The following is an 18,368-nucleotide window of genomic DNA, read 5'->3' as shown; positions in this document are numbered from 1 at the left end:
CATCATGTCTGAGCCCATACACCATGCCGGCCCATCCGGCCCCTCGCCGGTTCTGACCGGCATCCTGCTCGCCGCAGGAGGCACCGCGCTTTACTCGGTCAATGATATGGCGATCAAGCAGCTGTCCAGCGGCTATGCGCTGCATCAGATCATCCTGATCCGCTCGCTGATCGGGATGACGGTCCTGCTGTTCCTGATCGCGCGCTCCGGGCGCGGCTTTGCGCAGCTGCGCACCCGAAGGCCACTGGGACACCTGATCCGCGTTCTCGTCATCCTGATCTCGAACTCGGTCTATTACACCGGCCTCGCGGTGATGCCGATGGCCGATGCCGCGGCGGTGTCGTATACGAGCCCGCTGATGGTGACCGCGCTTTCCGTCCTTGCGCTGCATGAACGTGTCGGACCAAGGCGCTGGTTTGCGGTATTCCTCGGTCTGATCGGCACCATCCTGATCCTGCGACCCGGCGCCGGGGTCATCCAGATCGCCGCCCTGCTCGTGCTCCTGTCTTCGCTGCTCTATGCGATCGGCAATCTGATGACCCGATCAATGCGCGAAACCGAGACGGCGATGACATTTTCTTTCTATGTCATCTCGGGTTTCATCATCCTGTCATCGCTTATGGGTCTTATCTGCGGTGATGGCCGGTTCGACACCGGCGATGAGCTCTGGAGCTTTCTGTTGCGCCCCTGGATCTGGCCGCCGCTTGCCGATATCCCCTGGCTTTTGCTGACCGGCTGCTGCGTGGTGACCGGCGGGCTTATGGTCGCTCAGGCCTATCGCACCACCGAAGCCGCCATCCTCGCCCCTTTCGACTATACCGGGATGCCGATGGCGATTTTCTGGGGCGTCACCATTTTTGGCACCTGGCCCGACCTCACCTCCTGGGGCGGCATCGCGCTGATCTGCGGCTCGGGCATCTATATCGTCTGGCGTGAGGCGATCATCGGCAAAAGGAAAAAGACGTGAAACCCGAAGCCGTCATCTTCGACATCGGTAATGTGCTGCTCCGCTGGGATCCCGAGGGTTTCTATGACCGCGAGATCGGCGAGGACCGCCGCCGCGCGCTTTTTGCCGAGACCGGCGTGATGGAAGTGAATGACGAAGTCGACGCCGGCGCGCCGTTCCGCGCCTCGATCGAGGATCTCGCTGCACGCCATCCGGCCTGGGCGGCCGAGATCATGATGTGGCATGACCGCTGGCATGATCTCGCCTCGCCGCCGATCACCGGAGCAATCCGGCTGCGTGACACTTTGCGCGCAAAAGGCATCCCGGTCTTTGCTTTGACGAATTTCGGCGACGGTTCCTGGGACCATGCCCTGCTGCGCTACGGCTTCCTCGCCGATTTCGACCGGCTCTATATCTCGGGCCGCCTGCGGCTGGTGAAACCAGACCCCGCGCTCTACGCGCATGTCGAGGCGGATTGCGGCATTGCCCCCGACCGGCTGCTCTTTGCCGATGACCGCGCGGACAATATCGCCGCCGCCGCCAGGCGCGGCTGGCGCACCCATCAGGTCGAAAGCTGGGAAGGCCTCGCCCGTCGTCTCGTCGCGGAAGACCTGCTGACCGAGGATGAGGCCGGGCTCTGATCGCCCCTGCCTCCTGATCAAAATACTACCGGGGATGCGGAGGGAAATGCCCCCCGCTTCCGTCACCGGCCAGCCAGCACTCGTGCCAGCATGGCGCGGTCACCCTCGCTGCCCAAACGCTCCAGCGCCTCTCCCGGGGTCAGCCAGACTGCCGTATGGCCCGGCTCGCCTGGCGGCCCGTGCCGCAGGACCGGCCGCGCCAGCCAGACCGTGCAGACCTTCTCGGCCCAGAAGTCATAATCCGGCATGAAGGTGAACCGCCGATAGGTCCCGATCCGGCGCGGCGCGTCAATCTTCCAGCCGGTCTCCTCAAAGACCTCGCGATGCAATGCCGCCAGAGGGTTCTCGCCCGGATCTATTCCGCCGCCCGGCAGCTGAAGCTCCGGCACCGGACTTTGCTGAAAGGTGGTCAGGATCCGGCCCCCGCGCCACAGAACCGCATAGACCCCTGGTCGCCGGCGATACTGCTGCCCGGGTTTCACCGCCTCGCCATACCGCCTGATCATCGCATCCCCATACAGCGCCCCATAAACGGCCCCCCTTGGTCACCCGCCCTGGCGCGCCTATATAGGCCGTCGAACCCAGTCCCGGCCCGGGTGCCGTTCTGCCACCAGCCTTGCCAGAGCCCGCCCTGATGGGCAAGGCTGATGGCGTGCGCGTGCAGAGCCCAGGCCCTGCCCGGGTCTCAGCCCTTCAGACATGCGCAAATTCCGCGCCCGAGGATAAATCTATGGCAACCGGGATCCAGATCGGCTCCAAAATCGCATGGGATGACACGGTCCTTCCCTTCCAGCTCGACCTCAGCGGCATCCGTGGCCGGGTCGCGCGGCTGGACGGGGTGCTTGACCAGGTCCTTTCGCAACACAAATACCCGCCCGCCATCGAGGCGCTGGTGGCAGAATGTGCGCTTCTGACCGCGCTGATCGGGCAGACGATCAAACTGCGCTGGAAGCTCTCGCTGCAGATCCGGGGCAATGGTGCGGCCCGGCTGATTGCCACCGATTATTACGGCCCGACCGCCGAGGGCGAACCCGCCCGCATCCGCGCCTATGCCAGCTATGATGCTGAGCGCGTTTGGGAAACCGATGATCCTTTCTCGCTGATCGGCGACGGGTATTTCGCGGTCATGCTCGACCAGGGGGAAGGGATGCTGCCCTATCAGGGCTTTACCCCCATCGCCGGGGGCAGCCTGAGATCCTGTGCCGAAAGCTATTTCGCGCAATCCGAACAGATCCCGACCCGTTTCGCACTGAGCTTTGGCAAAAGCCACGAGCCGGGGCGTGAGGCCGGCTGGCGCGCGGGCGGCATCATGCTGCAACATATGCCGCAAACCGGCGGTGTGGCCGCGGCGCAGGGCTCGGGCGAAAGCGGGCTGCTGACCCATGCGGATATTCTTTCCGGCGCACCGGCCGAAGACTGGAACCGCGCCAATCACCTCCTCGACACGGTCGAGACGCTGGAGCTGATCGGCCCCAATGTCGCGCCGACGGAACTGCTGGTGCGGCTGTTCCACGAGGAAGAGCCCCGGGTGTTTGACGCACAGCCGTTGCGGTTCGGCTGTTCGTGCTCGGAAGATAAGGTGCGCAACACGCTCTCGATCTACAGCCAGAAAGACATCGCCCATATGACGACAGCCGAAGGCAAGGTCACCGCCGATTGCCAGTTCTGCGGCGCGCATTACGAGATGGACCCGGCAACGCTCGGTTTTGAGGGCACAGCTGCGGCCAGCACCACCGGCAATGGCGGCTGACCCTTCGCCCGAGACGCTGCGGCAGCTCCTGGCTTTGCCAGGGGCCACCCCGCCATCGTCGGATTACGACCTGAACCCCGGCATCCGCCTGCCCGAGGGGCGCAAACTGCGCCCCGCCGCCGTGCTGATCCCGGTGCTGCTGATGCAGGGCGGCGCGCGGGTGATGCTGACGAAACGCTCCTCGCAGCTGAAACACCATCCCGGCCAGATCGCCTTCCCGGGCGGCAAGACCGACGAAGGGGATGCAGGCCCCGAGGCCACCGCCCTGCGCGAGGCATGGGAGGAAACCGGCCTTGCCCCCGGCGCGGTCGAGGTCCTTGGCCGCCTGCCGGACCATGAGACGGTGACCGGCTTTCAGGTCACCCCGATTCTGGGGCTTATAGCGGCCCCGTTTGCCCCGCGCCCCGAGGCCGGCGAGGTCGCAGAGGTTTTCACCGTGCCGCTGGCACATCTTCTGTCGATCCCGCGTTACTCGATCGAGCGGCGGATGTGGCGCGGTGAATGGCGACGCTATTACACCGTGCCCTGGGGGCCCTGGTATATCTGGGGTGCCACCGCCCGTATCCTGCGCGGCCTTGCCGGGCGCGCTGCCGGGCGGGACGGGTCATGAAAACCACTGCATCATGAAGATCACCGGCGACTGGCTCACCCGCACCGAAAGCCAGCAGGTCTTTCGCCTGTTGGAAAGCGCGGGCCATCAGGCCCTGGCGGTGGGCGGCTGCGTCAGGAATGCGCTGATCGGCGCGCCTGTCGCCGATGTCGATATCTCGACCGATGCGCATCCCGACCGGGTGATCGGGCTCGCCCGCGCGGCAGGGCTTCGCGTCGTGCCGACCGGGATCGACCATGGCACAGTCACCGTGATCATCGGTGACGCGCCCTATGAGATCACCACCTGGCGGCGCGATGTCGAAACGGATGGCCGCCGCGCCGTGGTGGCTTTTGCCGACCGGATCGAAGATGATGCCATGCGGCGCGACTTCACCATGAACGCGCTCTACGCCCGGGCAGATGGCACCGTGACCGACCCTTTGGGCACCGGCCTCGCGGATGCGCTGGCCCGCCATATCCGCTTTGTCGGCGCGGCAGAGGCGCGGATCCGCGAGGATTACCTGCGCATCCTGCGCTTCTTCCGTTTTTACGCCTGGTATGGCGACCCGGATGAGGGCCCGGACCCGGACAGCCTCGGCGCCTGCGCGGCGCTGGCGGGCGGGGTCGACACGCTGTCGCGCGAAAGGGTCGGGGCCGAGCTGAAAAAGCTCCTCGCCGCCCCCGATCCGGCACCTGCGCTGGCGGCGATGCAGGCTGCGGGCGTGCTGGCGGCCGCGTTGCCCGGCGCCGATGCGCGCCAGGTCGCCTTGCTGGTCCATTTCGAGACGGGCCGCACCCCGCGCTGGACCCGCCGCCTTGCGGTCATGGGCGGCGACACCCTGGGCGAGACACTACGCCTCTCACGCGCCGAGAGCACAGAAATCACCCGCCTGCGCGAGGCCACCCTGGAAGGCGGCGCCCCTGCCCGGCTGGGCCATATCCTCGGCACAGAGACCGCCACCGATGCCATTCTCGCCCGCGCGGCGCTGCTCGAAAGCCCGCCGCCCCTGGCTTGGGAAGACGCGGTCGCGCGCGGTGCCGCCGCCACTTTCCCCGTCACCGCTGCGGATCTGATGACGGATTACAGCGGCCCCGCGCTTGGCCGGCGGCTGGCGGCGCTGAAAGAGGCCTGGCTCGCCTCGGATCTGACCCTCGGCAGAGACGCACTGCTGGCTCTGCCCTGAGCCGCAGTTTCCTTCTGCCGCAAAACCGTATAGACACCCGGGACAATTCCGGGTGCTGAAATGTTTCGCTTTTTCGAGGGTCTCGTCGACCCATATACCGCCTATTCCGAAACGGATACCCCGCCGCGCAGGCTCTGGCCCTGGCTGAGGGACTATATCCGCCCCTTCCGCAAGGTCTTTGCGGTCACCGGCACCCTGTCGGTGGCCTCGGCCTTCATTGAAGTGGCGATGATCTGGTATCTCGGGCGGCTGATTGACCTAATGGTGACGTCGGGCCCCGCCGCCTTTTTTGCCGCACACGGGCTGGAAGTGGCGCTGATCGCGCTGGCGGTCCTGGTGATACGCCCGATGATCCAGGTCGGCAGCGTGGCGCTTCTGCACAACACGATCCTGCCGAATTTCGGCACCATGATCCGCTGGCGCGCCCATCGCCATGTCCTGCGCCAGCCGGTCGGCTGGTTCGAGAGCGACTTTGCCGGCCGCATCGCCAACCGCATCATGCAAACACCGCCCGCCGCAGGTGACGCGGTGTTCCAGACCTTTGACGCGGTGGCCTTTGCCGCCGTCACGGTGGTCGGCGCCGGGCTTATGCTGGCCGAGGCCGACCCGCGCCTTCTGGTGCCGCTGGTCCTGTGGTTCGCGCTTTACATGGCGCTGGTCCGCTGGACGATCCGCCGCGCCGGCCCGGCCGCGATGGCAAGCTCGGATGCGCGTTCCGCCGTGACCGCGCGGGTGGTCGATGCCTATTCCAACATCCATTCCGTCAAGCTCTTTGCCCATCACGACCGCGAAATCCTCTATGCGAAAGAGGCGATCGAAAACGCCCGTGCCACCTTCCAGAAGGAAATGCGGATCATCACCAGGATGGATCTCGCGCTGACGCTTCTGAACGGGTTCCTGATCATCGCGATCATCGGCTGGGCAGTCTGGCTCTGGGTTCAGGGTCATGCCTCGACCGGAACCGTCGCCGCCGCTTCGGCGCTGGTTCTGCGGCTGAACAATATGACCTTCTGGATCATGTGGGCGTTTTCCGGCCTCGTTCAGGCTCTCGGCGTGGTGCAGGAGGGGATGCAGACCATCACCCAGCCCATTCAGCTGACCGATGCGACCGGCGCGAATCCGCTGGATTATCGCGAGGGGCTGATCGAGCTGAAAGGTCTGCGCCACCATTACGGGCGTGAGGCGGGCGGCATCCAGGGCATCGACCTGGTGATCCGTCCGGGCGAGAAAATCGGTGTGGTCGGGCGGTCGGGTGCGGGGAAATCCTCGCTGGTGAAGCTGATCCTCAGGTTCTACGACCCCGAAGGCGGCCAGGTGCTGATCGACGGCCAGGATGTGACGAAAGTCACCCAGGATTCCTTGCGCCGGCTGATCGGCATGGTGCAGCAGGACAGCTCGCTGATGCACCGTTCGGTGCGCGACAATATCCTTTATGGCCGGCCGGATGCGACGGAAGACGAGATGATCGCAGCCGCCAGACGCGCCGATGCACATGAGTTCATCCTGACGCTGGAAGACCCTGCAGGGCGCCGTGGCTATGACGCCCATGTCGGCGAGCGTGGCGTGAAGCTTTCGGGCGGTCAGCGGCAGCGGGTGGCCCTGGCGCGGGTGATCCTGAAAGACGCCCCGATCCTGATCCTCGACGAGGCCACTTCGGCGCTGGACAGCGAGGCGGAAGCCGCGATCCAGGCCGCGCTTTACGGCGTGATGCAGGGGAAAACCGTGATCGCGATTGCGCACCGGCTTTCCACCATTGCCGAGATGGACCGCATTGTCGTCCTGGATGATGGCCGCGTGGCCGAACAGGGCAGCCATGCCGAATTGCTGGCGCGGAACGGGCTTTATGCCCGGTTCTGGGCGCGCCAGTCAGGCGGCTTTATCGGTCTTGAAGCCCAGTCTGAGGATCAGCCGCAATGAGCGTTTTCGCCTGGCTCGGCGCAAGGATCGACGCGTTCCGCCCGGCGGATGGGCCGCCGCCGCAGCAGCTCGGCGCCTTCATGCGCTGGTGCCTGCGCGGCGCCTGGCCCTGGATGGTGGTCGCGGGTGTGATCTCGGCGCTGACCGGCGTGACCGAGGTGGTCAGCGCGATGATCCTCGGCCAGGTGATCGATGCCGCGGTCACGTCCGGGCCAGAGGCCTTTTTCAGCACCCATGCCTGGCTTTTGCTGGGCTTTCTTGGCTTTTACCTGATCGTAAGGCCGCTGGCTTTCGGGCTTGGCAATGCCTCGAACGCGGTGGTGATCGGGCCGAATGTGATGCCCCTGGTCCTGTCGCGCCTGCATCGCTGGACGCTTGGCCAGCCGGTGACCTTTTTCGACAATGACTTTGCCGGCCGCATTGCCACCAAACAGATGCAGGCGGCCCGCGCCGTCACCGATACCGCATCCGAGATCATCAATACCGTCTGTTTCGCGCTGGCCTCGGTGATCGGTTCAGCGATTTTCCTGATCGCAATTGACCCCATCGTTGCAGTCGCCCTGCTGGTCTGGCTGGTCGCGTACCTGCTGATGATCCGCTTTTTCCTGCCGCGGATCCGCAAGAATTCGGCCGCCCGCGCGGCAACCCGTGCCATGGTTTCGGGTCAGGTTGTCGACACGATCACCAATATCAAGACCGTCAAGCTGTTCGCCCATCACCGGTTCGAGGATGAAGTTGCGCTGAAGGCGATGGAGAATTTCCGCGACGCCTCACTGGAATATGGCGAGATCTCCACCTGGTTCCGGCTGGCGCTGATGACGCTGGCGGGGGTGCTGCCGGTGATGCTGATTGGCGGCACGCTGCTGCAATGGCAGGCCGGGGCGGCGACGGCGGGGGATATCGCGGCGGCGGGCGCGGTGGCGCTCAGGATCGCGCAGATGTCGGGCTGGGTCTCCTTCACGCTGATGGGGATCTATACCTCGGTCGGCGAGGTCGAGGACGGGATGAAGACGCTCTCGATCCCCCATGCGCTGGCCGATGCCGAAAGCGCGATCGAACTGCCGAGGATCCGGGGTGAGATCGGCTATAATGGCGTGACCTTTGCCTATGGCCGCACCGATGAGAAAGGCCGGGGCGGGGTGCGGGGCATCCGCCTGACCATCCTGGCGGGCGAGAAGATCGGCATTGTCGGCGCTTCGGGCGCGGGGAAATCGACATTGGTTTCGCTGCTGCTCCGGCTTTACGACCCGGAAAAAGGGTCGGTCACCATTGACGGCCATGACCTGCGCGGCGTGACGCAGGAAAGCCTGCGCCGTCAGATCGGCATGGTCACGCAGGAAACCGCGACCTTCAACCGATCCGCCCGCGACAATATCGCTTATGGCAATCCCGAAGCCTCCCAGGCCGAGATCGAAGCGGCGGCGCGTGCCGCCGAGGCACATGACTTCGTCTCCTCCATGGTCGATCACCAGGGGCGCCAGGGCTATGACGCCTTCCTTGGCGAGCGCGGCGTCAAGCTTTCCGGCGGCCAGCGGCAGCGCATCGCTCTGGCGCGGGCCTTCCTGAAAAACGCACCGATTCTGGTGCTGGACGAGGCGACCTCGGCGCTCGACAGCGAGGTCGAGGCTTCGATCCAGGAGGCGCTGGAACGGGTGATGCAGGGCAAGACCGTGCTTGCCATCGCGCACCGGCTTTCGACCATCGCGGCGATGGATCGCATCATCGTGATGGAAAAAGGCGAGATTGTCGAAGAAGGCAGCCATGAGGCGCTGCTGGCACAGGACGGGCGCTACGCGCGGTACTGGAAACGCCAGTCGGGCGGCTTCATCGTCACCGAACAGGAAGAAGCGAATGGGTGAAACGGTTCGGCTGGTCATTGACCGGCTGGGGCATCTGGGCGACGCGATTGCGTCTGGCCCGGATGGTGCGGTGTTTGTTGCCGGGATGCTGCCCGGCGAAGAGGTCGAAGGCATATTGCAGGGCGACCGTCTGACCGGCGCGCGAATCGTGACGCCCTCGCCTGCGCGTGTAAAACCGCCCTGTCCGCATGCGAAAAGCTGCGGTGGCTGTCAGCTGCAACATGCCTCGGACGATTTCGTCGCCGGCTGGAAACGCGATGTGGTTGCCCAGTCGCTGCGCCTGCAGGGGATCGAGGCGCCGCTTTTGCCCGGGGTTGTGACCTCGCCACCGGCCACACGGCGGCGCGCAACCCTGTCGGGGCGGCGCACCAAAGGCGGTGTGCAGCTTGGGTTTCACGTCAAGGGCCAGGAGCTGATCATCCCGGTTCCGGGCTGCAAACTGCTGCATCCCGACCTGATGGCCACCCTGCCCGCGCTGGAGGCGCTGGTGCAGTTCGGGGGCTCGCGCACATCCGAGATCCAGCTTCAGGTAACGCAAAGCCTCGCGGGGCCGGATGTGGTTGTGACCGGCGGCAAGGTACTGGATGGCCCGGCCCAGATGGAGCTTGCGCGGATTGCCGAGCGGTTCTCCATCGCGCGGCTGACCTGGGACAAAGACATCATCTCGCAACGCGAGGCCCCGGTGATCCGGCTGGGCACGGCGCGGGTCGAATTCCCCCCCGGCGCCTTTTTGCAGGCGACATTCCAGGGTGAGGCGGCACTGGTCAGCGCGGTGAAAACCGCCGTCGGGGGCGCGAAGCGCATCGCGGATCTGTTCTGCGGGCTTGGCACTTTCGCCCTGCCGCTGGCGGCAGAGGCTGCGATTCATGCGGTCGAGGGCCACCCTGCCCTCACGGGTGCGCTTGAAAAAGCCGCGCGCAACACGCCGGGGCTGAAGAAAATCACCACCGAGACGCGCGACCTCTTCCGCCGCCCGCTTGAGACCGATGAACTGAAGGGCTTTGACGCGGTGGTGATCGACCCGCCCCGTGCCGGAGCCGAGGCGCAATGTCAGCGGCTTGCCGCATCAGAGGTGCCGGTGATCGCGATGGTGTCCTGCAACCCCGTCACCTTCGCGCGCGATGCAAAGATCCTGATCGCGGCGGGCTACCAGCTCGACCATGTTCAGGTCGTCGACCAGTTCCGCTGGTCGGTTCATATCGAACTGGCCGCCCGCTTTTCGCGTTGAAAATAACGCATCCGTGAGACCGGATGGCGACGGGAATGCTGGCCTCAGTAAGGTGATTCCGCTATCCGGTAAAAAAACAGGCGAGCGGAAACACTCCATGCGGGCATTCAGACTTCTTATTATCCTGGCGCTTGCGGTGACGCTGGCAGCCTGTGGCAAGAAGGATACCAAATTCCGGACCTATAAGGGCCCGGAGGTCACTTCGGTCGTCATCAAGAAGACCGACCGAATCATGTATCTTCTGCACAATGAAAAAGTGCTGAAGAAATATGATGTGGGCCTAGGTTTCGCACCGGTCGGCCACAAGCAGTTCGAAGGGGACGGCAAGACGCCCGAAGGCACCTATTACATGACCTTCAAGAACCCGAATTCGCGCTATCACCTGTCGCTTTACGTGAATTACCCCAATGTCATCGACAAGGAATTCGCGCTTTTGCAGAATAAAAAGCCTGGCGGTGAGATCTTCATCCATGGCGGGCCGCGCAACAAAGTCTCGGTGCGGGACTGGACCGAAGGCTGTATCGCCGTGACCGATGATCAGATCGAAGAGGTCTATTCTATGGTCAACCTGGGCACGCCGATCCACATTCTGCCCTGAATTCTCGCCTCATAACCAGTACCCTAAACAAAACGGGCGACCTGTGCGGGCCGCCCGTTTTGCTTTGAATGGGTCTCCGATTCCGGATCAGCCGCCGGTGACCAGGGTCCACCAGATCTTGCCGCCCTCTTCCTGATACCAGGCGAAGCCCGCCTCGCGCGCATTCGGATCGAGAATCACATCGCGCTGGTCCTTGGCCGCCATCCAGACCGAAAGCGTCTCAAGCTCGGTCTGATAGGTCTCAGAGATATTCTCGCCCAAAAGCCGCCCGTTATAGCCCGCACGCTGCACCCGCGTCAGCGGCGAAGAGCCGTCAGAGCCGAAATGCCAGGGGCGGTTCTGCACCGACATATCGCGCGAATGGGTCTCTGCCGCCGCATTCAGCGCCGCGCTGAAGGCCAGAGGCTGTGCGCCCTTTGCCCGGCGCATCGTATTGACGCTGTCGAGGAAGCGATAAGGGATCTGTTCGGCAATGGCCGGGGTGATGCGATAGATGCGCGGCAGCGGTTTGCCATCCGCACCAAGCTGCACCGGTTCGGTTCCCGCCCCCACACATGCCGCCAGCAGAAGTGCCGGCCCCAGGGCCAGGAATGCTCGTCTGTTCATGCTCTCACCAACTACTGCCCGTTTCGGTGTTTTGCCCCCTTTTATCCGTTCTGCGGCGCGGGCGCAAATGCTACGCATAACGCAGGCGACGGGCGGCCCCCGGGGCCATGCCCAACGGCGGCGCCGACATCGCCCCGGCCCGCTTTCGCGCCTTTGAACAGCGCAGGGCGCCGCCATGCACCGAAGTTACAACCGTTTGATTTGCGCATGACGCCGGAAAATACTAGGTTCCGCACAAAAATACCCATTGCAGGAGTAACGAGATGTCCGCTGACCACCTGAATCGCCGCAGGGTGCTTGGCAATGCCGCCGCGTTGGGGGCCGCCGCTCTGGGCGCCTCTGCCTTCGGAGCCGCCACTTTCGGCACCGGGCTGACGCCGGCAATGGCCCAGGATACTCCGCGCAACAATGCCTCCAGCTTCCGGATGCTGGACTGGCGGGGCTATTTCGACAACACCCGCAAAGGGGCGATTCTCGTCGATATCACCTCGCGGGCGCTTCACTTCTGGTCGGAGGACCAGTCGGTCTACCGGCTTTACCCGACTTCGGTGCCGCTCTCGGATGATCTGACCCGTCTCGGCCGGACCGAAGTGGTGCAAAAGGTCGTCAATCCGTCCTGGCGTCCGACGCCCTCGATGAAAGAGCGCAATCCGGAATGGCCGGATGTGGTCGAAGGCGGTGCTGCGGACAATCCGCTTGGAACCCGCGCAATGTATCTGAGCTGGACCTATTACCGGATCCACGGCACGCATGACACGCGCAAGATCGGGCGGAAATCGTCCAATGGCTGCATCGGCATGTATAATGAACACGTGCAGGAACTTTACGATATGGCGCAAATTGGCACACAAGTGTTGCTAATTTGACGACACTTTAGCCCTACATACAGCACCCGCTTACAGCGAATTGCATTTTCCAGGGGCTCCTGATTAACAAACGGTTACGAGGACACTTGGGTGCATGTCGTGACCTCTGCAATACCACGGCATGCTGTAACTGGAGATTCTAAGATGAAAAAAATCGCGCTTGCCGCTGCTCTCTCGGTTGCCGCTTCGTCGGCTTTCGCAGGTGGTGTTGTTGAACCCCATATGGAGCCGGAAGTCGTGAAGCAAACGACGTCGTCCTCGGGCGGCATCCTTGTTCCGCTGCTGGTGCTCGTTGTGATCGCAGCAGCTGCCGCAAGCTGATCACTGAAGCAATTCATGGAAAGGGACGGCAGAGCTTCTGCCGTCCCTTTTCATTTGTGTCTATGCCTTGATGCGTATGCCTTATGCCTGTGTCAGATCCGGGCGGCAGATGCCTCGATCGGACACAAGGCTGAGCACCTCCGGGGCGATTAGGCCCGCGGGATTAACCAAGAGAATCATCCCGCAGAGCCGCCAGGGAACCGTCTGACGCCTGCTCAGACCCAGCCAGCCAGATTAGCCGCGATGATGCCGGTCAGGGCCTCGATATGGGCCGGGTCGTCATTGAGGCAGGGAATATAGGTGAAGCGCTCGCCCCCGGCATGCAGGAAGGCCTCCTGAATCTCGCCCTGGATCTCTTCCAGCGTCTCGATGCAATCGGCCGAAAAGGCCGGTGCGATCACTGCGATCCGCTTCCTTCCCTGTTTCGCCAGCTCGGCCACATATTCGACCGTATAGGGGCGCAGCCATTCCTCGGTGCCAAAGACCGACTGGAAAGACGTATGCAGCTCTGCCTCGTCCCAGCCGAGCGCCTCGCGCAACAGGCGCGAGGTCTTGCGGCATTGGCAGAAATAGGGGTCACCCTCTTCGACATAGCGTTTCGGCATGCCGTGATAGCTTGCGACCAGCAGATCGGGACGGTGATCCAGCGCCGCATAGGCGCGGGTGACCGACCCCGCCAGTGCCGTGATATAGGCCGGGTTGTCGTAATATTCCGGAACGATCCGGACCGAGGGCTGGCGCTTTTCCTGCATCAGCGCGCGGAAGAGCTGGTCATTCGCCGTCGCCACCGTTGCCCCCGCATATTGCGGGTAAAGCGGCAGGAAGGCGATCTTCGTGCACCCTTTTGCGATCAGCGCTTTCAGCTTTTCCTCTGTCGAGGGCTTGCCGTAACGCATGCAGAAATCGACCTCGACCCGGTCGCCGAACTGCGCCTTCAGCGACGCCGCAAGCGCAGCCGTCTGCGCCTTGGTGATCGTCATCAGAGGCGATTCGTTCAGGTCTTCGTTCCAGATCAGCTTGTAATTCGCGCCTGAGGTGAAGGGGCGTTTCGACAGGATCACCGCCTGCAACAGCGGCTGCCATTTCCAGTCCGGGATATCGATCACCCGCTTGTCTGACAGGAATTCGTTCAGATAGCGGCGCATCGACCAGTAATCATAGCCGTCAGGCGTGCCGAGATTGGCGATCAGCACGCCGATCTTCTTGCTGCCCGTCACCGGATGCCCTTCGGGGAGCCCGTTCGCCGCGCTGATTCTCGCGTCAGTCATGCCTGTCGCTCCCTCTGCTGGTTGCGGGTCCGGGATACAGGCTTGACCTGTGGGGTCAAGCGCCAGGCCGCATCACGGCAAGCGGTGTTCCGTCGCACGAAGCGCATCCGCCAGCCGCGCGCGTGCTGATCCGGGGCGCAGCGGCTTTTGCTGGCTTTCATGCGGGGTCCATCCGGTCAGGCAGATCACCTCGAATGTAGCCTCGATCCGGTCGCCGGCTGCCGGGAAATTTTGCCGATAGATCTCGCCAGCCCTTAGAAACAGCGCGCGCGATGTCGGGCGGCGCAACCGGGCTGCCAGCGCATTGGTCTCGCCCATGGCGCGCAGATCCGACATCAGATGAAAAATGTCGCGATAGGCCACTTTGCGGGTGAAACTGTCTGCCACCGGCAGTGCGAATCCGGCTCGTTGCAACAGCGCGCCCAGATCGCGGATCTCGGCCATCGGCAGGATCCGGGGCGAGAGACCGCCGCTGATTTCGGCCTCGGCCTCGGCGAGACAGGCGCGCAGCTCGTGCAGCGTTTGTCCGCCGAACAAAAGGGCGAGGAACAACCCGTCGGGTTTCAGGGCGCGAAACCCCTGCACCATCTGCCCGACCGGGTCATCCGCCCAATGCAGGCTCATCGCGTGGATTACGGCATCCTGGCTGCCAGGGGCCAGGTCAAGCAGCGGCAGATCCGGGGATTGCGGCAGATCCGGCAGCGCCCCGGCCCAGAAATCCGGAAAACCGCTGATCAGAACCGGCGCCGTAAACCTCCTGTTAACCGAAAGCAGCCTTTCCTTGATCTCATCGGCAGCCTCTTCAAGCAGGAAAAAGGCCGGATCAGGCGAGGCAACCGCGCGACGGCGGTGCAGCGAAAGGGCGTGGCGATCGGTCAGGACAGGTGCGGACATGATGGCGGAAAATAGGGGGCGCAGGCAAAGATGCAAGCGAAGATAAGGTGATTGGGGCGCCGTCCGGTCGGCCTTCTTTGCTTGCGAAGACACTGGGGCTCGGGCTGATCCGCGCGGTATTTCCGCCGCAATGCATTGCCTGCGGCGGGCTGGTCTCGTCGGATTTCGGGCTTTGCGGCGGCTGCTGGCGTGACACGCCGTTTATCACCGGCGCCTGCTGCAGCACCTGCGGCCTGGAGGTGCCCGCAGATCCGGATGCCTCCGGGGCAGCTGGCGGCGGGGATCACCTTTGCGAGGAATGCCATGCCGCCCCCCGCCCCTGGGCGGCCGGGCGCGCGGCGATGCTCTACAGGGCGACCGGGCGCAGCCTTGTGCTGGCGCTGAAACATGGCGACCGGCTGGATCTGGCGCGCCCCATGGGCGAGTGGCTTGCGCGCGCGGCACGGCCCCTGCTGGCCGAAGGCATGGTGATCGCCCCCGTGCCCGTTGCACCGCTGGCGGCTCTTTCGGCGGCAATACAACCAGGCTGCCCTGTTGTCGCATGAACTGGCCCGGCTGACCGGGCTTGATCACTTTCCCGATCTGTTGACCCGCCCGCGCGCCACAGGCAGCCAGGAGGGCCGCTCGCGCGAGGCGCGCTTTGCCGCGCTTGACGGGGCATTTCGCATTTCGCCGCGCCAGGCCGCCCGGATCCGGGGCCGCCCGGTGCTGCTGGTCGATGATGTGATGACCTCGGGGGCGACATTTTCCGCAGCGACCGCCGCCTGTCATGCAGCAGGCGCAGGGCCGGTATCCGTTCTCGCCCTCGCACGCGTTGCACGCAATGGTTAAATCCCTATAGTTCCATCCGGAATAAGGGACGAGCCATGCGTAAAGTCGAGATCTACACCACCCCCACCTGCCCCTATTGCCTCGCGGCAAAGCGGCTTCTGACGAAAAAGGGCGTGGCCTTCGCCGAGATTGACGTCAGCCGCGACCCGGATCTGCGGATCGCCATGACCAACCGTGCCGGCGGGCGGCGGACGGTGCCGCAGATTTTCATCGGCCAGACCCATGTCGGTGGCTCGGACGATCTGCATGCGCTGGAGCATGAGGGCAGGCTTGACGCCTTGCTGGCCGGCTGATGCGCGCGGCTCTGATCCAGCTGAATGTGACAGACGACCCGGCCGAGAATCTCGCCTCGGTCCAGGGTATGTTTCGCACCGCGGTGGCCTCGGGTGCGGATTTCATCCTGACGCCCGAGATGACCAATTGCCTGTCCTCATCGCGCGATCACCAACGCAGTGTTTATCACCATGAGGACGACGACCCCACGCTCAGCGCCCTGCGCGAGGCAGCAGCGGCGGCGGGGAAGCATCTGCTGATCGGTTCGCTGGGGCTGTTGACCCGCGATGCAGATGGACGATTCGCGAATCGCTCCTTTCTGATCGGGCCGGATGGCGGCATCCTCGCGCGGTACGACAAAATTCATATGTTCGACGTCAATGTCTCGGAAACCGAGATCTACCGCGAGAGCGCAGGCTATCGGCCCGGCGACCGCGCGGTGGTGGCGGAAACACCCTTTGGTAAGGTCGGCATGGCGGTCTGCTACGACCTCCGCTTCCCGCATCTTTTCCGCCACCTCGCGAAAGGCGGCGCAGAGATCCTGACCGTGCCGGCGGCCTTCAACGACACCACCGGACGCGCGCATTGGGAGACCCTGCTGCGCGCCCGCGCCATTGAAAATGGCTGTTTCGTCCTCGCCCCTGCCCAGACCGGTTTTCACCGCGAGGCGCATGGCCGCGGGCGGCGCACCTGGGGCCATTCGCTTGCCATCGCGCCCTGGGGCGAGGTGATCGCCGATGGCGGGACCGAGCCGGGCGTCACCCTGGCCGATCTCGACCTTTCCCAGATCGCGCGGGCGCGGGGCCGGGTTCCGGCGCTGAGCCATGACCGCGATTTCAGCGGGCCGGATACGCCCCTATGAGCCAGGACCGCACCGAAGACATTGCCGTCGCGCTGTTTGGCGAATTGTTCATGACCGATCAGCTTGCGCGCAACCGCATTTCGAAAGCACTGCCAAAGGGCATGGAACTGTCGCAGTTCTCGGTGCTGAACCACCTCGCGCGGGTGCAGGATGAACGCAGCCCCGCGCAGCTTGCGCGCGCGTTCCATGTCACGCGGGGCGCGATGACCAACACACTGTCGCGGCTGGAATGGGCCGGGCATATCCATATCCGCCCCGACTGGGATGACGCACGCCGGAAATTCGTGGCGATCAGCCCCGCCGGACGCGCCGCCCGCGATGCCGCCGTCCAGGCAGTGACGCCGATGATTGCCGAAGTGGTCGAGGCGCTTGGCCAGGACCGGGTGCGCGCCGTCCTGCCGGTCCTGCGTGAGATGCGGGCAAGGCTGGAACAGGAGGGCTGAAGGCCCTCCCGCCGCCTCAGCCCCGCAATCAGTTGTTCGAAATCGCCTGGGCCGCGCGTCCGATGCCCATCACACCCGCCGCAAGGCCGATGATGGAAGCCGCCGAGCCGATCGGGCTTTCTGCCACCACAACCACATCCTTGTTCTGGATGTAGAACTGTCCGGCCGAGAACAGCCCGTCTGCCGAGGTCAGGTCGATGGCAAAGATCACGCGTTGCTTGTCCGGGCCCACGCCTGCCGCGCTGCTCGCCGCACGCAGCGCAGTCGCCGGATAGTTGCGCAGGACCAGCACCGATTTGGCATCCGCACGCGCATCGTTCAGCCCGCCGGTCAGCGACAGAGCCTCCAGTGCGGTCACCCGTTCTTGCGGGAAGGGCACCTGCGATTCGGCGCCCGAAGCGCCCAGCGCGATGAAATAGCGTTCATCCGATTCGACATAGACCTTGTCGCCGCCACGCAGCGTGGTGTCCTGCGCCGGGTCTTTCAGCAGCCGGTCGGCAGAGATGCCGTAGAGCTTGCCGTCGCGCATCAGCCGCACATAGGGGTTCTTCATCGCGGCCGGGATGCCGCCTCCCATGGCAAGCAGGCCCAGTACGGTAAAGTCCCGCGAGGGCATCGGATAGCTGCCAGGCGCATTGACGCCTGAGACCAGATCGACGGTCGATTTATGCCCCGGCTGATGCGCGACCAGCACCTGCGACGAGGGCATGATCGTTTCGATTTTTTTCTGTACCGCCTCGCGCGCCTGGTCGGGGGTCATATTGCCAATATAGACCTTGTCGGCGAAGGGCAGGTAGATCGACCCATCGGGCGAGACGGTAAGCCCCGGCAGCGCCACGAGTTTCTGTCCCGGCTGCGACAGGAGCGTCACATCCCGGTCTCCCAGATCGTCAGATCGACCTTGTCGCCGGCCTGGATAGTATTGCCCGAAGGCCCACGCTTTTTCGTCAGCCAGCCCGAGGTGGCGGCGCCCCCGCCCAGGCCGGGCCAGCCCGAAACCCTCCCCACCGTATCGCGCGACACATGCACCACCTGGAAATCGGCGTCTTCGGCATCAGCGCCGCGCAGGATCTCGCTCGCCTTCCCCGCCCCTCTCGGCGCGGTGCAGCCGGCAAGTGACACAGAGACAGTGGCTGCGACAAGCAGCCTGACGACAGACGAGGAACGCATACAAATCTCCGGCGGCAGCCCTGGAATTCCGGTGTCGTGCCTGTCCGCATATCCCCATATATGGACAGTTCGACCCCCGGGACCATAAGCTCTGGTCGGCTGCGGTCAATTGCCTGTGAC

20 protein-coding genes and 1 pseudogene are annotated in these 18,368 nt (G+C 64.3%); 15 read left to right on the top strand and 6 right to left on the bottom strand.

Translation table 11 applies throughout. From position 1 onward, the window contains the following. Positions 1-4: 4 nt before the first annotated feature. On the top strand, positions 5-967 hold the full coding sequence (locus QNO18_RS07340; protein ID WP_283177150.1) for a DMT family transporter: 963 nt from the start codon (positions 5-7) through the stop codon (positions 965-967). After that, positions 964-1,587 (top strand): HAD-IA family hydrolase, encoded by a 624-nt coding sequence (locus QNO18_RS07335; RefSeq protein WP_283177149.1) that lies wholly within the window; start codon positions 964-966, stop codon positions 1,585-1,587. The genes QNO18_RS07340 and QNO18_RS07335 overlap by 4 nt, the downstream gene beginning before the upstream one ends. A gap of 62 nt (positions 1,588-1,649) precedes the next feature. On the opposite strand, the gene QNO18_RS07330 is transcribed toward QNO18_RS07335, so the two are convergent. Further along, positions 1,650-2,093 carry an NUDIX hydrolase gene (locus QNO18_RS07330; protein WP_283177148.1) on the bottom strand — a complete coding sequence of 148 codons (444 nt, stop codon included), beginning with the start codon at positions 2,091-2,093 and terminating at the stop codon, positions 1,650-1,652. 236 nt (positions 2,094-2,329) lie between these two features. Between QNO18_RS07330 and QNO18_RS07325 the strand changes: the two genes are divergently transcribed. From QNO18_RS07325 to QNO18_RS07295, 7 genes are all read left to right on the top strand, one after another. After that, positions 2,330-3,337 carry an Hsp33 family molecular chaperone HslO gene (locus QNO18_RS07325; RefSeq protein ID WP_283178757.1) on the top strand — a complete coding sequence of 336 codons (1,008 nt, stop codon included), beginning with the start codon at positions 2,330-2,332 and terminating at the stop codon, positions 3,335-3,337. Further along, positions 3,327-3,947 carry a CoA pyrophosphatase gene (locus tag QNO18_RS07320; protein ID WP_283177147.1) on the top strand — a complete coding sequence of 207 codons (621 nt, stop codon included), beginning with the start codon at positions 3,327-3,329 and terminating at the stop codon, positions 3,945-3,947. Before QNO18_RS07325 ends, QNO18_RS07320 begins: the two co-directional genes overlap by 11 nt. A 13-nt stretch (positions 3,948-3,960) precedes the next feature. After that, positions 3,961-5,112, top strand: coding sequence for a CCA tRNA nucleotidyltransferase (locus tag QNO18_RS07315; protein ID WP_283177146.1), 1,152 nt, complete (start codon positions 3,961-3,963; stop codon positions 5,110-5,112). 60 nt (positions 5,113-5,172) lie between these two features. Then, positions 5,173-7,029: an ABC transporter ATP-binding protein gene (locus tag QNO18_RS07310; RefSeq protein WP_283177145.1), complete on the top strand. Its 1,857-nt coding sequence runs from the start codon at positions 5,173-5,175 to the stop codon at positions 7,027-7,029. Next, positions 7,026-8,888: an ABC transporter ATP-binding protein gene (locus tag QNO18_RS07305; protein ID WP_283177144.1), complete on the top strand. Its 1,863-nt coding sequence runs from the start codon at positions 7,026-7,028 to the stop codon at positions 8,886-8,888. Before QNO18_RS07310 ends, QNO18_RS07305 begins: the two co-directional genes overlap by 4 nt. Further along, entirely contained in the window at positions 8,881-10,116 is a 1,236-nt protein-coding gene (locus tag QNO18_RS07300) for a class I SAM-dependent RNA methyltransferase (RefSeq protein WP_283177143.1), read from the top strand. The genes QNO18_RS07305 and QNO18_RS07300 overlap by 8 nt, the downstream gene beginning before the upstream one ends. 97 nt (positions 10,117-10,213) lie before the next feature. Further along, positions 10,214-10,714 (top strand): L,D-transpeptidase family protein, encoded by a 501-nt coding sequence (locus tag QNO18_RS07295; RefSeq protein WP_092895730.1) that lies wholly within the window; start codon positions 10,214-10,216, stop codon positions 10,712-10,714. 87 nt (positions 10,715-10,801) lie between these two features. On the opposite strand, the gene QNO18_RS07290 is transcribed toward QNO18_RS07295, so the two are convergent. Further along, positions 10,802-11,320 (bottom strand): CAP domain-containing protein, encoded by a 519-nt coding sequence (locus QNO18_RS07290; protein ID WP_092895728.1) that lies wholly within the window; start codon positions 11,318-11,320, stop codon positions 10,802-10,804. A gap of 263 nt (positions 11,321-11,583) precedes the next feature. On the opposite strand from QNO18_RS07290, the gene QNO18_RS07285 reads away from it, so the two are divergent. Both QNO18_RS07285 and QNO18_RS07280 read left to right on the top strand, forming a co-directional pair. Then, on the top strand, positions 11,584-12,186 hold the full coding sequence (locus QNO18_RS07285; protein ID WP_092895726.1) for a L,D-transpeptidase: 603 nt from the start codon (positions 11,584-11,586) through the stop codon (positions 12,184-12,186). A 144-nt stretch (positions 12,187-12,330) separates the two neighbouring features. Continuing rightward, positions 12,331-12,507: a hypothetical protein gene (locus tag QNO18_RS07280; RefSeq protein WP_092895724.1), complete on the top strand. Its 177-nt coding sequence runs from the start codon at positions 12,331-12,333 to the stop codon at positions 12,505-12,507. A gap of 215 nt (positions 12,508-12,722) precedes the next feature. Here the strand turns inward: QNO18_RS07280 and hemH are convergent, their stop codons facing one another. Together hemH and QNO18_RS07270 are read right to left on the bottom strand one after the other, a co-directional pair. Beyond that, on the bottom strand, positions 12,723-13,775 hold the full coding sequence (gene hemH, locus QNO18_RS07275) for a ferrochelatase (RefSeq protein WP_283177142.1): 1,053 nt from the start codon (positions 13,773-13,775) through the stop codon (positions 12,723-12,725). A 72-nt stretch (positions 13,776-13,847) separates the two neighbouring features. Further along, positions 13,848-14,669 carry an SAM-dependent methyltransferase gene (locus QNO18_RS07270; protein WP_283177141.1) on the bottom strand — a complete coding sequence of 274 codons (822 nt, stop codon included), beginning with the start codon at positions 14,667-14,669 and terminating at the stop codon, positions 13,848-13,850. A 92-nt stretch (positions 14,670-14,761) separates the two neighbouring features. On the opposite strand from QNO18_RS07270, the pseudogene QNO18_RS07265 reads away from it, so the two are divergent. From QNO18_RS07265 to QNO18_RS07250, 4 genes and pseudogenes are all read left to right on the top strand, one after another. Then, positions 14,762-15,500 (top strand): annotated as a pseudogene (locus tag QNO18_RS07265) (ComF family protein). Between the two features lie 35 nt (positions 15,501-15,535). Beyond that, entirely contained in the window at positions 15,536-15,793 is a 258-nt protein-coding gene (grxC, locus tag QNO18_RS07260; protein ID WP_283177140.1) for a glutaredoxin 3, read from the top strand. Further along, complete coding sequence (locus QNO18_RS07255) at positions 15,793-16,635, top strand: carbon-nitrogen hydrolase family protein (RefSeq protein WP_283177139.1); 843 nt, start codon at positions 15,793-15,795, stop codon at positions 16,633-16,635. The genes grxC and QNO18_RS07255 overlap by 1 nt, the downstream gene beginning before the upstream one ends. Then, on the top strand, positions 16,632-17,078 hold the full coding sequence (locus tag QNO18_RS07250; protein WP_092895714.1) for a MarR family transcriptional regulator: 447 nt from the start codon (positions 16,632-16,634) through the stop codon (positions 17,076-17,078). Before QNO18_RS07255 ends, QNO18_RS07250 begins: the two co-directional genes overlap by 4 nt. A gap of 28 nt (positions 17,079-17,106) precedes the next feature. Here the strand turns inward: QNO18_RS07250 and QNO18_RS07245 are convergent, their stop codons facing one another. Together QNO18_RS07245 and QNO18_RS07240 are read right to left on the bottom strand one after the other, a co-directional pair. Further along, complete coding sequence (locus tag QNO18_RS07245; protein ID WP_283177138.1) at positions 17,107-17,949, bottom strand: polysaccharide biosynthesis/export family protein; 843 nt, start codon at positions 17,947-17,949, stop codon at positions 17,107-17,109. Further along, positions 17,946-18,248, bottom strand: coding sequence for a hypothetical protein (locus tag QNO18_RS07240; RefSeq protein ID WP_283177137.1), 303 nt, complete (start codon positions 18,246-18,248; stop codon positions 17,946-17,948). Before QNO18_RS07240 ends, QNO18_RS07245 begins: the two co-directional genes overlap by 4 nt. Positions 18,249-18,368 lie beyond the last annotated feature (120 nt).

Source organism: Gemmobacter sp. 24YEA27 (assembly GCF_030052995.1).
Lineage (GTDB): Bacteria > Pseudomonadota > Alphaproteobacteria > Rhodobacterales > Rhodobacteraceae > Pseudogemmobacter.
This window is presented reverse-complemented; position numbering and strand designations above follow the sequence as displayed.

Bases quoted from the DNA above. Each gene is read 5' to 3' on its own strand.
- QNO18_RS07340 (WP_283177150.1), top strand. From the start codon at position 5: ATGTCTGAGCCCATACACCATGCCGGCCCATCCGGCCCCTCGCCGGTT.
- QNO18_RS07330 (WP_283177148.1), bottom strand. From the start codon at position 2,093: ATGATCAGGCGGTATGGCGAGGCGGTGAAACCCGGGCAGCAGTATCGC.
- QNO18_RS07320 (WP_283177147.1), top strand. From the start codon at position 3,327: ATGGCGGCTGACCCTTCGCCCGAGACGCTGCGGCAGCTCCTGGCTTTG.
- QNO18_RS07315 (WP_283177146.1), top strand. From the start codon at position 3,961: ATGAAGATCACCGGCGACTGGCTCACCCGCACCGAAAGCCAGCAGGTC.
- QNO18_RS07310 (WP_283177145.1), top strand. From the start codon at position 5,173: ATGTTTCGCTTTTTCGAGGGTCTCGTCGACCCATATACCGCCTATTCC.
- QNO18_RS07305 (WP_283177144.1), top strand. From the start codon at position 7,026: ATGAGCGTTTTCGCCTGGCTCGGCGCAAGGATCGACGCGTTCCGCCCG.
- QNO18_RS07300 (WP_283177143.1), top strand. From the start codon at position 8,881: ATGGGTGAAACGGTTCGGCTGGTCATTGACCGGCTGGGGCATCTGGGC.
- QNO18_RS07295 (WP_092895730.1), top strand. From the start codon at position 10,214: ATGCGGGCATTCAGACTTCTTATTATCCTGGCGCTTGCGGTGACGCTG.
- QNO18_RS07290 (WP_092895728.1), bottom strand. From the start codon at position 11,320: ATGAACAGACGAGCATTCCTGGCCCTGGGGCCGGCACTTCTGCTGGCG.
- QNO18_RS07285 (WP_092895726.1), top strand. From the start codon at position 11,584: ATGTCCGCTGACCACCTGAATCGCCGCAGGGTGCTTGGCAATGCCGCC.
- QNO18_RS07280 (WP_092895724.1), top strand. From the start codon at position 12,331: ATGAAAAAAATCGCGCTTGCCGCTGCTCTCTCGGTTGCCGCTTCGTCG.
- hemH (WP_283177142.1), bottom strand. From the start codon at position 13,775: ATGACTGACGCGAGAATCAGCGCGGCGAACGGGCTCCCCGAAGGGCAT.
- QNO18_RS07270 (WP_283177141.1), bottom strand. From the start codon at position 14,669: ATGTCCGCACCTGTCCTGACCGATCGCCACGCCCTTTCGCTGCACCGC.
- grxC (WP_283177140.1), top strand. From the start codon at position 15,536: ATGCGTAAAGTCGAGATCTACACCACCCCCACCTGCCCCTATTGCCTC.
- QNO18_RS07255 (WP_283177139.1), top strand. From the start codon at position 15,793: ATGCGCGCGGCTCTGATCCAGCTGAATGTGACAGACGACCCGGCCGAG.
- QNO18_RS07250 (WP_092895714.1), top strand. From the start codon at position 16,632: ATGAGCCAGGACCGCACCGAAGACATTGCCGTCGCGCTGTTTGGCGAA.
- QNO18_RS07240 (WP_283177137.1), bottom strand. From the start codon at position 18,248: ATGCGTTCCTCGTCTGTCGTCAGGCTGCTTGTCGCAGCCACTGTCTCT.